The 13,115-nt window shown below is 61.6% G+C and carries 14 protein-coding genes; 8 read left to right on the top strand and 6 right to left on the bottom strand.

From position 1 onward, the window contains the following. Positions 1-105: 105 nt before the first annotated feature. Both ACA057_RS13655 and denD read left to right on the top strand, forming a co-directional pair. A complete protein-coding gene (locus ACA057_RS13655) occupies positions 106-1,416 on the top strand; it encodes an MFS transporter (protein WP_497349135.1) in 1,311 nt (436 codons plus the stop codon). A 15-nt stretch (positions 1,417-1,431) separates the two neighbouring features. After that, a complete protein-coding gene (denD, locus tag ACA057_RS13650; protein WP_497349133.1) occupies positions 1,432-2,406 on the top strand; it encodes a D-erythronate dehydrogenase in 975 nt (324 codons plus the stop codon). A 64-nt stretch (positions 2,407-2,470) separates the two neighbouring features. Here denD and ACA057_RS13645 read toward each other — a convergent pair whose 3' ends face one another. From ACA057_RS13645 to ACA057_RS13635, 3 genes are read right to left on the bottom strand one after another with little or no spacing between them, the layout of a single operon-like run. Further along, on the bottom strand, positions 2,471-3,496 hold the full coding sequence (locus tag ACA057_RS13645; protein ID WP_497349131.1) for a saccharopine dehydrogenase family protein: 1,026 nt from the start codon (positions 3,494-3,496) through the stop codon (positions 2,471-2,473). Further along, positions 3,493-3,894 carry a VOC family protein gene (locus tag ACA057_RS13640; protein WP_497349129.1) on the bottom strand — a complete coding sequence of 134 codons (402 nt, stop codon included), beginning with the start codon at positions 3,892-3,894 and terminating at the stop codon, positions 3,493-3,495. The genes ACA057_RS13645 and ACA057_RS13640 overlap by 4 nt, the downstream gene beginning before the upstream one ends. A gap of 41 nt (positions 3,895-3,935) precedes the next feature. Next, on the bottom strand, positions 3,936-4,679 hold the full coding sequence (locus ACA057_RS13635) for an SDR family NAD(P)-dependent oxidoreductase (protein ID WP_497349127.1): 744 nt from the start codon (positions 4,677-4,679) through the stop codon (positions 3,936-3,938). Between the two features lie 138 nt (positions 4,680-4,817). On the opposite strand from ACA057_RS13635, the gene ACA057_RS13630 reads away from it, so the two are divergent. Next, complete coding sequence (locus ACA057_RS13630; RefSeq protein ID WP_497349125.1) at positions 4,818-5,711, top strand: AraC family transcriptional regulator; 894 nt, start codon at positions 4,818-4,820, stop codon at positions 5,709-5,711. 122 nt (positions 5,712-5,833) lie between these two features. Here ACA057_RS13630 and ACA057_RS13625 read toward each other — a convergent pair whose 3' ends face one another. From ACA057_RS13625 to ACA057_RS13615, 3 genes are read right to left on the bottom strand one after another with little or no spacing between them, the layout of a single operon-like run. Then, complete coding sequence (locus ACA057_RS13625; RefSeq protein WP_497349123.1) at positions 5,834-6,595, bottom strand: PAS domain-containing protein; 762 nt, start codon at positions 6,593-6,595, stop codon at positions 5,834-5,836. Continuing rightward, complete coding sequence (locus tag ACA057_RS13620; protein ID WP_497349121.1) at positions 6,596-7,267, bottom strand: response regulator; 672 nt, start codon at positions 7,265-7,267, stop codon at positions 6,596-6,598. Further along, positions 7,236-8,381, bottom strand: a complete 1,146-nt coding sequence (locus ACA057_RS13615; RefSeq protein ID WP_497349119.1) for a sensor histidine kinase — start codon at positions 8,379-8,381, stop codon at positions 7,236-7,238. The genes ACA057_RS13620 and ACA057_RS13615 overlap by 32 nt, the downstream gene beginning before the upstream one ends. Before the next feature lie 189 nt (positions 8,382-8,570). On the opposite strand from ACA057_RS13615, the gene ACA057_RS13610 reads away from it, so the two are divergent. From ACA057_RS13610 to purU, 5 genes are read left to right on the top strand one after another with little or no spacing between them, the layout of a single operon-like run. Further along, a complete protein-coding gene (locus tag ACA057_RS13610) occupies positions 8,571-9,083 on the top strand; it encodes a dimethylamine monooxygenase subunit DmmA family protein (RefSeq protein ID WP_497349117.1) in 513 nt (170 codons plus the stop codon). Continuing rightward, positions 9,080-10,009 (top strand): PDR/VanB family oxidoreductase, encoded by a 930-nt coding sequence (locus ACA057_RS13605; protein ID WP_497349115.1) that lies wholly within the window; start codon positions 9,080-9,082, stop codon positions 10,007-10,009. Before ACA057_RS13610 ends, ACA057_RS13605 begins: the two co-directional genes overlap by 4 nt. Positions 10,010-10,018: 9 nt before the next feature. Continuing rightward, positions 10,019-11,035 (top strand): heme-dependent oxidative N-demethylase family protein, encoded by a 1,017-nt coding sequence (locus tag ACA057_RS13600; RefSeq protein ID WP_497349113.1) that lies wholly within the window; start codon positions 10,019-10,021, stop codon positions 11,033-11,035. A gap of 34 nt (positions 11,036-11,069) precedes the next feature. Next, positions 11,070-12,200 carry an aminomethyl transferase family protein gene (locus tag ACA057_RS13595; RefSeq protein ID WP_497349111.1) on the top strand — a complete coding sequence of 377 codons (1,131 nt, stop codon included), beginning with the start codon at positions 11,070-11,072 and terminating at the stop codon, positions 12,198-12,200. 30 nt (positions 12,201-12,230) lie between these two features. After that, entirely contained in the window at positions 12,231-13,097 is an 867-nt protein-coding gene (gene purU, locus ACA057_RS13590; RefSeq protein WP_059403104.1) for a formyltetrahydrofolate deformylase, read from the top strand. Positions 13,098-13,115 lie beyond the last annotated feature (18 nt).

Here is a 13,115-nt window from a genome sequence, read left to right as displayed (position 1 = left end):
GTCGGCGCTTGAATTCGTATGACGTATTATGATAAAAAACCGGCACTTCATGTAATCCGATAAAAACAAAGTCACCCACTACAAAAATAAGGATGGGGGAAACACATGACTGAATCAGTGATTCAAACCGGCACCACCGTGCCCGCTGATCGCTTCGAGGACTTGGCGTATCGCAAAGTCGCGTGGCGAATCCTGCCGCTGTTGTTGCTGTGCTACCTCGTCGCCTACCTGGATCGGGTGAACGTGGGTTTCGCCAAACTGCAAATGTCCGACGATCTGCAATTTTCCGAAGCCGTCTATGGTCTTGGCGCAGGGATCTTCTTCATTGCGTACTTCCTCGTGGAAATTCCCAGCAACCTGATCCTGCATCGCGTCGGCGCGCGCTTGTGGATCGCACGCATCATGATCAGCTGGGGAATCATCTCTTCCGCCATGGCATTGGTCAGCACGCCGATGTCCTTCTACATCATGCGTTTCCTGCTGGGGCTCGCCGAAGCCGGGTTCTACCCGGGCGTCATCCTCTACCTGTCTTACTGGTTCCCCACCCATCGCCGCGGCAAGATGTATGCGCTGTTCGCCACGGCAGTGCCGCTGTCCGGACTGATTGGCGCGCCATTGTCCGGCTGGATCATGAGCGCCTTCAACGGCACCCATGGCTTTGCCGGTTGGCAATGGCTGTTTTTCCTCGAAGGGTTGCCCTCGATTGCCGTCGGGATTCTGGTGATTTTTTGCCTCAGCGACCGCATCTCCAAGGCCGGCTGGCTCACCCGCGAAGAGAAACACCTGCTGCAGACCCGCATCGACGCCGAGTCCGCTGGCCATCAAAAACACAGCCTCAAAGAGGTGTTCCTGCAGCCGCGCATCTGGCTGCTGACGGCCATCTATTTCTGCATGATCGCCGGTTTCTACACCGTGGGTTTCTGGCTGCCGACGTTGATCCGCCAGGCCGGGGTCAGCGATGTCTTGCAAGTCGGAATGCTCACCGCCATCCCTTATGCCGCCGCCGCGCTGACCATGATCCTGGTTTCGCGCAGCGCTGACCGGCTGCGCGAGCGTCGCTGGCACCTGGCGCTGACCGCCGTGCTCGGCGGTGTCGGCCTGTTCATCTCCGCCACGTGGAGCGACAACTTCACCGTTTCCATGATCGGCCTGACCCTTGGCTCGATGGGAGCCATGAGCACCCTGCCCTTGTTCTGGAGCCTGCCGACTGCCTTCCTCGGCGGCACCGCAGCGGCCGCCGGCATTGCCTTGATCAACTCGTGGGGCAACCTGGCGGGCTTTGTCTCGCCGTACTTGATGGGCTTCCTCAAAGACACGACCCACAGCACCACGATCGGCATGTATGTGATGGCAAGCGCGCTGTTCCTGGGCGCCCTGCTGGTCTTCAGAATTCCCGGAAAGCTCGTCAACCACTGACGTTTGGAGTAACTCATGAACATTCTCGTGACCGGTGCAGCCGGCTTCCTCGGCCGCCGCCTCATCGAAGCCCTGCTGTTGCGTGGCTCGCTCACCGACCGCGCCGGCCAGTCCCAAGCCATCAGGCAAATCGTTGCCTTCGACAGGGTCGCGCTCGAGGGCATTGATGATCCTCGGGTCAAGGTGGTGTGTGGCGACATCGCTGACCCTGAAGTGCTGGCCGGCCTGATCGATGACACCACCGACAGCATCTTCCATTTGGCGGCAGTGGTGTCCAGCCAGGCCGAAGGCGACTTCGAACTGGGCATGCGCATCAACTTCACCGCGACGCAAAACTTGCTCGAACGCATTCGCCTGCTTGGCACGTGCCCGAAATGGGTGATGACCAGCTCCGTCGCGGTGTTCGGTGGGCAGTTGCCGGAGCGCGTCGAGGACAATCACGTCTGGGCGCCGCAGAGTTCCTACGGCACGCAAAAAGCCATGAACGACTTGTTGCTCGCCGACTACAGCCGCCGCGAATTCGTCGATGGCCGCAGCCTGCGCATGCCGACCATTGTGGTGCGTCCGGGTAAACCCAACCTGGCCGCGTCCAGCTTCGCCAGCGGCATCATCCGCGAACCGCTCAACGGCCAACACAGCGTATGCCCGGTGCCCCTCGACACCCGACTCTGGCTGATGTCGCCAGCACTGGCCATTCGAAACCTGATCCATGGGCATGAGCTCTCCAGCGAGCAATTGACCCAGGGTCGTGTGATCAACATGCCGGGCCTGTCGATTACCGTGGAACAGATGATCGATGCACTGCGTCAGACCGCGGGCGTAGAAGTGGCCGGGCGGATTCGCATGGAGCGTAACCCTGCTATCGAGCGCATCGTCGGTTCGTGGCCGGGAGCCTTTAGCGCTACCTACTCCCGGGATCTGGGGTTCGCAGCCGATGAGAATTTCACCGATGTGATCAAGCAGTTCATGAATGAATACCTGCTTGGATAAATCGGAGGAACTCAGCAAGTTGACTGCCCCTGCCCGCCGCTGCAGGGGCTGCATCGCTGAGGATTTAACCGGCGCCATTGACCTTGCCAACAGGTGCTTCTGGCGTCGCAACCTGAAAATCGGTGATTGTCGCCCCGGCAATCGTCTCGGCGAATCCGACGCCAAACACCCGCGCAGGCGTCTCGAAGCCTGGTCGCCGCTCACCGTCCAACACTCGGCGTGCAGCCTCCACCGCGGCCAACGGTGTGTAGGTGTAGCCGTTGACCGTCTCGATCACGGAACGCGCACTTGTGCCGTCGGCGCCAATGACTTCAGCCACGGCGCGGGCGCGCTGGGTTTCACGCTGCTGCGCGCTTGGGCCATCGGGCAGTTGTGAGAGATCACCGTCAGGAAAGGCATCGCCGGTGATGTGCACGAACATGCAAATGTTGCGAATACCGGTGGAGTGCCAGCCGGTGACCAAGTCACCGAAAGACAGTGGCGCGCACAGCACCGGGCCGTCGCCAAAATCGAAGTGCCGCGGCTTCGCATCCGGGGTGGCGACCAGCAGTCCGTCCACGCGCGCCAAAAGGCCTGCACTGATAATCTCGCTGACGCTCAACGCCGATCCCCGTGACAGGGAGCCCGCGACCTGCAACGCCACGCTCAACGACTGCGGGTCCTGCACTCGGCGAGCGACATGCAGTGCCAGGCAGTCTGTCGGCACCACGTCCCAGCCGACTCCGGGCAGCAACATAACACCCGCCTCGGCCGCGTCGGCGCCAAGCCGTTCCGCCAGCCGATAGACATTGATCTCGGCCGTGATGTCCAGATAGTCGACCCCAGCCTTGATACTGGCTTGCATCAACGCGTCTGCCGTCCGAGCAAAAGGCCCTGCGAAGTTCAGCAGCACGCCGATGCCCTCCAGGGATTCTGCCGCCGGGTTATCAGGTGTGAACACGCGGTAAGGAACGTCCAGTTGCGCAGCGAGAGACGCCAGCCTTTCTCCATTGCGGCCAGCGATCACAACGTCCAGCCCCTGCGCTTTGGCCTGCTCGGCAGCCATGCGCCCGGTATAGCCCGTCGCCCCGTAGATCATCAGCTTATTCATTGGGCGTGCTGCCAGTTTTTGTAGACAAATTCGAGACTGTAACCGTCCGGGTCAAGGACATTGGCGGCGTAGTAATTCGGATCGTAATGCAGACGTGCGCCAGGTGCACCGTTGTCGACAGCACCCTTTTCCATAGCTGCCGCGTAAGCGGCGTTGACCTCGACCTTGCTCTTCGCCACGAAGCCCACGTGAACTGCCCGCCCCTCCACCACGCCTTCGCGTAACCAGAAAAACACCCGCCCGTTGGCACCAAAGCCCTTGAGATCCGGATGGCCTGGCGGACCGTCCTTGCCGTCGTAATCAAGCCTGCCGGTAATCCCAAGCGGGGTCAGTGTTGCGGTGTAGAAACGGATGGAACGATCAACGTCGCTGACCGAGATAAAAACATGATCAAGCATTGCGGTTGCCTCGCTGTTCAGATGCGGATTCAGATGCTGATTCAGATAAAATAGCCGCCCGCGACTTCGATCGTCTGGGCATTGATCCAGCTTCCTTCCTCAGACAGCAGCATGGCGATAACGCGAGCGACGTCCTCCGGCTCGCCCACCCGGCCAAGGGCGGTTTGCGAGGCGAGCAACGCTTCGAATTCGTCATTCAAGCCGCCACCGAGTTCGGTGCGAATCGCCCCCGGCGAGACGGCGTTGGCACGGATGCGCCGAGGGCCGAACTCCTTGGCCATGTAACGCGTCAGCACGTCGAGTCCGCCCTTGAAAGCCGCGTAAGGCGCGACGCCGGCAGTGGCCACGCGGGTCGTGGCGCTGGTCAGGTTGACGATGCTGGCGCCCTCTTCCATCAGCGGCAGCAAGGCTTGAGTCAGGAAAAACGGGCCTTTGAGGTGAACGTTCAGCAAGCCGTCAAACTGCGCCTCGGTGACCGATTCCAAGGGATTGAACAAGCCATGTCCCGCGTTGTTCACCAGGCCACCGAGCGTGGCCACACCCCACGTTGTCCGCAAGGTGAGCACCAGCGCTTCTCGGAAGCGCTCGAAGCTACTCACCTCAGCAACGTCCAGCTCAAGCGCCACAGCTTTGCCACCCGCTGCCTGAATACGCTGAACGACAGAGGCGGCTGAATCAGCATGACGCTTGTAGGTGAGGATGACCCCCATGCCGCGCCGGGCACACTGTTCGGCCGTGCTGGCGCCGATGCCCCGGCTGCCACCGGTAATGACGATAACGCTCATTTGCTGCTCCAATGTCACTGAGTTGAGTCACCACAGTAACCATCGCCTTCGTAGCGAGCGCAGCCGTTCCTGCTCGAATCCTGCCTGTTTCTGCTTTTTGCTTGCCTGGGCGTATCAGCCTGGGTTCAGATGTTCTGCATGACAAACCAACTGAATGAACTTCGCTCGCTGGCTGCCCGTGCCGAAAACCGCCGCACGGAGACGGGCATCCCACGCGTGGCCATGGTCCAGGGCGAAGTCCCCGAGCACCTGCTGGCCGCCGTTTACGACCCGATGATCAACCTGATCCTGCAGGGCAGCAAATCAATGACCATCGGCGATCGCACGCTTCGCTATGACCCGGCGACCTATTTCGTCATGTCCATCGAGTTGCCTGCGGTCGGTCAAGTACACCCCGCCGCTTCCGGCGAGCCTTACCTGGCAGTCAGCCTGACACTCGACCCGACAGTCCTGGCGACCCTGTTGTCCGACCTGCCAAAGCCCTTCGGGCATTACGACAAGGAAGCAGGTTTTTCGGTAGCCGCTGTCACGCCCGACCTGATGGATGCCTGGGTGCGCATGCTTCGTTTGATGACCCGGCCTGAAGACATTGCGGCCCTGGCGCCTGTATACGAACGGGAGATTTTGTACCGTGTTTTACAAGGCCCACACGGCTGGATGCTGCGCGATATCGCGGCGCCCGATAGCGCCATGGCTCGGGTCAGCCTGGCCATTCAGTACATTCGCCGTGAGTTTGCCGAGTCCATCCGGGTGGAGACCCTGGCACAACACGCGGCGATGAGCGTGTCGGCCTGTCACCGTCACTTCAAAGCCGTCACCGCGCTGAGCCCGTTGCAATATCAAAAAAGGGTTCGACTGCTTCAGGCGCGTACGTTGCTGGTGGCCAACGCCAAAAGTGTCACTAACGCGGCGTTGGAGGTCGGTTATGAAAGCGCTACCCAGTTCAGCCGCGACTACGCGCGGGTATTTGGCCTGCCACCGGCTCGAGATGCAGCTAGGATCTTTGCAGAAACCCGAGGCGAGCGAAGGTAGCAAAAGACGACTTCCTTGCCTTCAAGGACCCGGACTTCAAGCGCACAAATCCGTGCAGCATTATTTTATATTCGCAGTGGAAACAGGGTTAAAGCAGCATTTTGCGCACGCAACCACATCGTTCAGCGCCCCTGGCCCTTGCCAGTACTACGCTCGAAAATCGCCCCTTCGATACCCAACACTTCACGGGTGTCGGCATAGATCCCGACGCCCTTTTCCCAGACATGCTTGATCGACTGATCGGCGCAGCGTATCCGGTAATTGAGTTCGAACGGCTCCTGCCGCGACAGGGCATATTGCACCTCGCGCCAGACGTAATCGGCATCCTGCGCCAGGATCAGACTGTTGTAGGTGAACTCATGGTTGTCCACCAGTCGCTCCGGTGGATAGCCGGTCAGTTGCAGGCAACCGGCGCTGACGAATTCCATGGTCCAGTCGCGGTTGTTGCGGCCGCGATAGATCAGCCCCGGCATGCTGTCGAGCAGGCTCATGCTGCTGCGTTGGCTGGCTTGCAAGGCAATCTCGCGGCGTTTGTGCGCGGTAATGTCGCCGGCCACCAGATAGAAACCCTGCGGCCCGCGCTTCAGGCTGACCTCGAACCAGCGCAGTTCCCCGCTAGGATGAACGAAGCGCAGTCGCTGATTGAAGGAGGTCTCGGGCCGTCGACGCAGTTCATGCAGGGCCTGACGCCACAACGAACGGTCTTCGTGGTGCACGTAATCGATGAGGTGGCGCTCTGGACCTGGCCGATCCATCAGTTCAACCCAGGCCAGGTTGAAGTGTGCAATCTGGCCGTTATCGCGCAGTTCGAGTAACGCCGCAGGAAAGCGGTCCATCAGGTGCAAGGACGGTACCTGCACGAATGCCTCTGGCTCTTCCATCATCTAATGGCGCTCCTCGTGTCGTACCGATGCGCCGTTGTGCACCCACGCCGCCAGTTCCAGGCGCGAGTGCAGGCTGAGCTTCTGCAACAGGTTGCGCACATAGATCTTCACCGTGCCATCGCTGATGCCCAGTTCGCGGCCGATCTGTTTATTGCTCATGCCGGCAGCGATCAGCGCCAGGGTTTGCCCCTCGCGCTCGGTCAGGTTGCCGGTGTCGAGCGGGTCCGCATCCGACGATGGCCGCTGCGCCGAGTCGCCCTGATCAGCGAGCAGGGCAATCAGGGTTGCATCCAGGACGATCGCGCCCTTGTGGCAATTGCGCATGTACGCCAGCAATGCATCGGGCTCGGTTTCCTTGAGCACATAACCACTGGCGCCCAGGCGCAGCGCGGTCAGCAGTTCGGCGCGATCCATCGACGCGGTGAGCACCACCACCTGGCAGTCGAGGCGCAACTGACGCAGTTCGTCGAGCACCTGTAAACCGCTCAAGCCCGGCATGTGCAGATCAAGCAACACCTGCTGCGGCGCCAGGCTCACGGCCAGGTTGATGCCTTCGCGACCACTGGCGGCCTGCCCCACCACTTCGAAGTCGTCACTGGCGTCGAACAGCTGCGCCAGGCCTTTGCGAAACAACGGGTGATCATCGATCAGTAATAAGCTCGTGCAATCCATCGAAACGCTCCTGTGGAAGGTCTGGGTGGCGACAAAGGCCAAGGTGTACGCGCACACCGTGCGGGCGGATCGCTTCAATGCTCAACTGGGCGCCAATGCTCGCGGCGCGCTCGCGGATAATTGCCAGGCCAAAATGATTGTCCTCGCCGGATGCCGGGCTCAGGCCGATGCCGTCATCTTCCACCGACACCGAGGCATAGCCGTCCTGGCCTTGCCGTAACTCGATGCGCACATGCCGCGCGTGGGAATGGCGCACGGCATTGGCCAGCGCTTCGCGAATGATCTGAAGAATCTGCAATTCGGTTTCCGGGCTCAAGGCATCGTCGGCCAGGCGATTGTCCAGTTCAAAGACGATGATGCAGCGCCGCGAGAACTCCGCGACGGAATCGGCCAAGGCCTGGCGCAGCGAGCGGCCGTCCATGGTCAGGCGAGCGCTGGTGATCAGCTCGCGCACCTGGCGTTGCAGCTGACTCAAGCCACCGCACAGTTCCTGCAACGCGGTATTGGCCTGCGCGGGTTCACCCCCTTGCGATTGCAGCAAACGCGCCTGGAACGATAAATAACCCAACTGCTGAGCCACCGAATCGTGAAGCTCGCGGGCCAATGCGCCGTGTCGGGAAGTGGCCTGTTTACGCTGTTGCTCACGGGCGTGGCGCACCACGTGCACGGTCACGCCGACGGCCTGAGCCGCTTCTTCCAGCAACTGCCGCCAGCTAGCGCCGACCGGTTGTGCGGTATCAAGCAGCAGCACGCCTTTGTTCGAATCGTCGCTGTGCGTCAAGGCACACAGCAGGCGATGCACGCCGCGCTGCCGGCAAGGGCCGCAGACCTGAGCCGTTTCAGTCAATGTCGAGTCACGCCAGGGACAGCGTTCCACGTCCTGACAGCCCTCGATCAATCCACGCCGTGCCGGCCCCAGGTCTTCGCCACCGAGGATCAGATTCAGTTTGCAGCTCGGCAGCAGTGCTTCGAAACGGTCCAGAAAACCCGACAAGGCACCGTCAGCGTGCACCTGACACAAAGGCAACTCGGCTAACAGCTTGCGCACGCTGCGCGCCTGTTCGGGGCGGATACGCCCGAACCAGAGCGGCCACCACTGCGGTCGTGTTTGCACTGTTCGATAACTCCCCGTCCGGTTGCTCAGCCTTGAGCAAAGACGAGCAACTTCCATGCCCCGAACACCCGTCGAGCGCGGCTTATCTCCAAAGACATAGCCCTTTTTCCGGATTGAGAAGATTTTCCCCATAGGAAATTATCTTCCCCACCAGGAAACAAAATTCCCTGTCCAGCCAGGAAAGCCAGCATGACGGATAGACACAGCAGCGCTCCCGAGCGACTTCACAGCCTCCCCCGCTATGGCCAGCCGCCCACTCGCGAAACGGCCACCCGGTACATCGTGGTCATGCAATCGGCGGCGGCCTGTGCGCCCTTTGTCGGCGAACTTGAACAGCCTATGGTGCTGAATGGCGAGAACGCCGATTTTGCCCGGCGCCTGCATCAGGCACTGCTCAACGCCTCCGTCGGTAGCCATCTCTACATCCTGGGCGACGAGGCCTTTATCTGGCGCGTCCATGGCGAAGCCCGCACGGCCGGGCTGGAAGATGACGAGATCGACATCAGCCACACCCTCGCCGGCCCTCGCAGGGTGTACTGCGTGCACTGCGGCCTGAGCCAATCCGCCGGGCCGGAACCGGAGTTGAACTGCATCGGTTGCGAAGTCCGGCTTGAAGTCCGCGAACACTTTTCCCGTCGATTGGGGGCTTACCTCGGCGTCTGCACTGATCCCGACCAGCCTTACGCAGGAGCCCGGTCATGAGTGCCGCGCTCAAGGTACGAGTCAGCGCAACGAGAATGCTCACCCCGGTGGTGCGTGAGTTGACCCTGCAATCCTGCGCCGGGCCGATGCCAGGTTTCTCCCCCGGCAGTCATGTGCAGGTGCACCTGCCGCTGGCCGACGGCAAGGTGCGCAACGCCTATTCTCTGACCAGCGACCCGGCGGACACCCGCCATTACCGCATCGCCGTGCGCCTGCAGGACGTCTCTCGCGGCGGCTCGCACTACCTGCACCGGCAGGTCCAGGTCGGCGACACGCTGGAGATCTCACCGCCGGCCAATCTGTTCGCCCTGCACTCGACCGCCCGCCTGCACATCCTGATCGCCGGCGGCATCGGCATCACGCCTTTCATGGCTTACATCGAGGCACTGGAACAACAACGGGCCGACTTCGAGCTGCATTACCTGTATCGCCCAGGCGTGAGCGATGCCTATGTCGAAGAGTTGCAACAGCGACTGGGCGCGCGACTGCACACCTACGCCTGCCGCCCGGACCTGAACCCGATCCTGCGAGACCGGCCGCTCGGCAGCCACGTGTACACCTGCGGCCCGCAACCGTTGCTCGATGCGGTTCAGCAGCAGGCCAAGGCCCTTGGCTGGCCGAAAAGCCGGGTGCATTGGGAAGCCTTCAATGCCGCGCAACCGGGCCAGCCCTTCGACCTGGAACTGCTGCGCAGCGGCCAACGCCTCAAGGTCGGTGCCGAGCAAAGCCTGCTCGAAGCCCTGGAATCCGCCGGTTTGAAAATCCCCAACCTGTGCCGTGGCGGCGTCTGTGGCCAGTGCATGACCCGCCACGTGAGCGGCGAGATCGAACACCGCGACAGCTTTCTGAGCCCTGCCGAGCAGGCTGAATTTCTCATGCCCTGCGTCTCTCGCGGCTGCGGCCCTTGCGTTTCGCTGGATCTTTAGGAGTCGACCATGACCATTCAATCAAGCCCCGTGCAGAGCTATCGAGACGACTTCAGTTTTCGCAACAGCCCCACGGCGATCCGTCGTTTCCCCTTCCCGTTCACCGAGGACAGTTACCTGTATTCAGTGAACATCGAACCGGCGACCTCCCGCGATCCGGGTTCGATTTACCAGCACCGCTTCGACATCGACGAACACTACCGTTCGGAAATGGCCGAACGCGCGTTGGTGCTGGACAAGGATCCGCGCCGCTACCTGGTGATGCCGCACATGCAAGTGGCGGCCTGGGATGCGCTGCAACTGCTGATGGAAAACCTCGCGGCCGATTATCCGGAATGCTTCACGCTGGTGCGTGACGGTGAGCATTGGCACTGGCGTAACCGGGTGCTGAACATCGATCAACGCTTTGTCTTCGGCGATGCCAGCACCCTGCCCTGCGAACCGCTGGAGTTCATTACCCGCCAGGTCCAGGGCGACTTTGCCCTGCTCGATCAGCGTGACGGCGACCTGTTCATGGACGCCGGCATGGTCACCAGCCCAGCCGACTGGTCCTTGGCGTTCGACGCCGGGATGAGTTTCAAGCAGTGGCATTCGCCGGTGCCGATGGCGCATCAGATGGGCATTTTCGAGCGTGCATTGAAGTACTTGCTCAACCTGCAAGTGGGGCAGCCGGTCCGGCGCTTGAACTGGACGCTGACGATCAACCCGCGCCTCGATTCATCACCCGAAACCTTTCACCAATGGGGCGCCGACCGCGGTCGCATCACGCCCGAGAACGTCGGGCAGCAGGTGCATTTGCGCGTCGAGCTGCAAGTGATGATCCGCCTGCCGCGCAGCAACGCGGTGATGTTCAGCATCCGCACCTACCTGATCAGCATGGACGAACTGGTCACGCAGCCCGGCTGGGGCTGCCGTTTGCACCGCGTGCTGCGCGACCTGCCCGAGCCGATCGCCGACTACAAGGGCATGACTCGTTACCGACAGACCCTGGTGGAGTGGCTGAGCCGCTTCGATCTACAAGCCTGACCCTTTGCACTTTCCCCCCGACAAGGACCTTCACATGGCTCATTCATGGCGTATTTCTGCACTCGCCGAGCGCCACCGCGCACTCGGTTCGAACCTCGAAGACTGGAACGGCATGGGCACCGCCTGGACCTATGCCAGCGACCTGGCCGATCACCACCAGGCGATCCGCACCCGCGCCGGGCTGATGGACGTTTCCGGGCTGAAAAAAGTCCACTACGTGGGCCCCCACGCCGAGAGCCTGCTGCAATGGGCCACCACCCGCGACATCGCCAAGCTCTACCCCGGCAAATCGGTGTACGCCTCGATGCTCGACGAGGACGGCAAGTTCGTCGATGACTGCATCGTTTACTGCACCGGGCCCAACGCGTTCATGGTGGTGCACGGCGCCGGCAGCGGACACGAAATGCTCGTGCGTTCGTCGCAAGGCCGGCAGGTGGCGGTGCTGTTCGACGACGACCTGCACGACCTGTCGCTGCAAGGGCCACTGGCGGTGGATTTTCTCGCCGAGCACGTGCCCGGCATTCGCCAGTTGCCGTACTTCCATCACCTGCAAACCCGCCTGTTCGACCGCCCGGTGATGATCTCGCGCACCGGCTACACCGGCGAACGCGGCTACGAGATTTTCTGCAAGGCCGCCGATGCCCCGGCGCTGTGGGACGCCATCCTCGAATACGGCGCGGGCCTGGGCATCATCCCGTGTGCCTTTACCGCGCTGGACTGGTTGCGCGTGGAAAGTTCGTTGATGTTTTTCCCCTACGACAACTCGCAGATGTACCCCTTCGCCGACCAGAAGGCCGGCGACACGCTCTGGGAAATGGGCCTGGATTTCACCGTCTCCCCGGACAAACGCGAGTTTCGCGGCGCCGAAGAGCACTTCCGTCTGCGCGGCCAGGAGCGCTTCAAGATCACTGGCGTGTTGCTCGAAGGCGTGCGCGCCGCCGAGGCCGGCGACACCTTGTGGCAAGGCAATCAGCAAGTCGGGGTGATCACCTGCGGCATGTATTCACGCCTGAGCAAACGCTCGATGGCGATCGCACGCCTGAGCGTCGCCTGCTCCGTTCCCGGCATCGCCTTGCAGGTCCGAGGCAGCCAGGAAAGCGCCGCCGTGACTCACGCGCTGCCTTTCGACGACCCGGAAAAAACCAAGCGCACGGCCAAGGGCTGAGCCCCACCCATTTCCTCCATGGAGCCTTCGATGGACACCTCCAGCGAACATTACATTCTGAAAATCAACTGCCCGGCGGCGTCGGGCATCGTCGCCGCGATCAGCGCCTGCCTGGCCCGCCAGCAGTGCTACATCAGCGAGTTGGCGCAATTCGACGACGAGTTCACCGGGCAGTTTTTCATGCGCGCGGTGTTCCGTTTCAACACCGGCGTGAGCGGCGATATCGGCGCCCTGCGTGAAGACCTGGGCGATCTGTCCGGCGGCTTCGACATGCAGTGGCAACTGTTCTGCTCAAGCCAGCCGACCCGAGTGCTGTTGATGGTCAGCAAGTTCGACCATTGCCTGACCGACCTGCTGTATCGCCACCGCAAAGGCGAGATGGACATGCACATCACTGCGGTGGTTTCCAACCACCTGGATTTACGCGCGATGGCCGAGCGCGAGGGCATCCGCTTCATCTACCTGCCGGTCACCAAGGACAGCAAGGCCAGCCAGGAAGCCGAGCTGATGCGCATCGTCGAAGACACCCAAACTGATCTGGTGGTGCTTGCCCGCTACATGCAGATTTTGTCCGACGGTCTGTGCCAGCAATTGTCCGGTCGGGCCATCAACATCCATCACTCGTTCCTGCCCGGTTTCAAGGGTGCCAAACCCTATCACCAGGCATACGACCGGGGCGTGAAGCTGATCGGCGCCACCGCCCACTACGTCACCAGCGACCTCGACGAGGGGCCGATCATCGAGCAGGAAATCCAGCGCGTCGACCATACGCACCTGCCCGATTCGCTGGTCGCGATCGGTCGCGACACCGAAACCGTGGCCCTTTCCAAAGCCCTGAAATACCACCTGGAACACCGGGTGTTCATCAACCAGGACAAGACAGTGATCTTTCGCTGAGCGCCCCTGTTTTTAACT

It is taken from the genome of Pseudomonas sp. LBUM1661 (assembly GCF_059695925.1).
The sequence above is the reverse complement of the archived record's forward strand: the minus strand, read 5'-3'. Positions and strand labels throughout refer to the sequence as shown.

Bases quoted from the DNA above. Each gene is read 5' to 3' on its own strand.
- ACA057_RS13655 (WP_497349135.1), top strand. From the start codon at position 106: ATGACTGAATCAGTGATTCAAACCGGCACCACCGTGCCCGCTGATCGC.
- denD (WP_497349133.1), top strand. From the start codon at position 1,432: ATGAACATTCTCGTGACCGGTGCAGCCGGCTTCCTCGGCCGCCGCCTC.
- ACA057_RS13645 (WP_497349131.1), bottom strand. From the start codon at position 3,496: ATGAATAAGCTGATGATCTACGGGGCGACGGGCTATACCGGGCGCATG.
- ACA057_RS13640 (WP_497349129.1), bottom strand. From the start codon at position 3,894: ATGCTTGATCATGTTTTTATCTCGGTCAGCGACGTTGATCGTTCCATC.
- ACA057_RS13635 (WP_497349127.1), bottom strand. From the start codon at position 4,679: ATGAGCGTTATCGTCATTACCGGTGGCAGCCGGGGCATCGGCGCCAGC.
- ACA057_RS13630 (WP_497349125.1), top strand. From the start codon at position 4,818: ATGACAAACCAACTGAATGAACTTCGCTCGCTGGCTGCCCGTGCCGAA.
- ACA057_RS13625 (WP_497349123.1), bottom strand. From the start codon at position 6,595: ATGATGGAAGAGCCAGAGGCATTCGTGCAGGTACCGTCCTTGCACCTG.
- ACA057_RS13620 (WP_497349121.1), bottom strand. From the start codon at position 7,267: ATGGATTGCACGAGCTTATTACTGATCGATGATCACCCGTTGTTTCGC.
- ACA057_RS13610 (WP_497349117.1), top strand. From the start codon at position 8,571: ATGACGGATAGACACAGCAGCGCTCCCGAGCGACTTCACAGCCTCCCC.
- ACA057_RS13605 (WP_497349115.1), top strand. From the start codon at position 9,080: ATGAGTGCCGCGCTCAAGGTACGAGTCAGCGCAACGAGAATGCTCACC.
- ACA057_RS13600 (WP_497349113.1), top strand. From the start codon at position 10,019: ATGACCATTCAATCAAGCCCCGTGCAGAGCTATCGAGACGACTTCAGT.
- ACA057_RS13595 (WP_497349111.1), top strand. From the start codon at position 11,070: ATGGCTCATTCATGGCGTATTTCTGCACTCGCCGAGCGCCACCGCGCA.
- purU (WP_059403104.1), top strand. From the start codon at position 12,231: ATGGACACCTCCAGCGAACATTACATTCTGAAAATCAACTGCCCGGCG.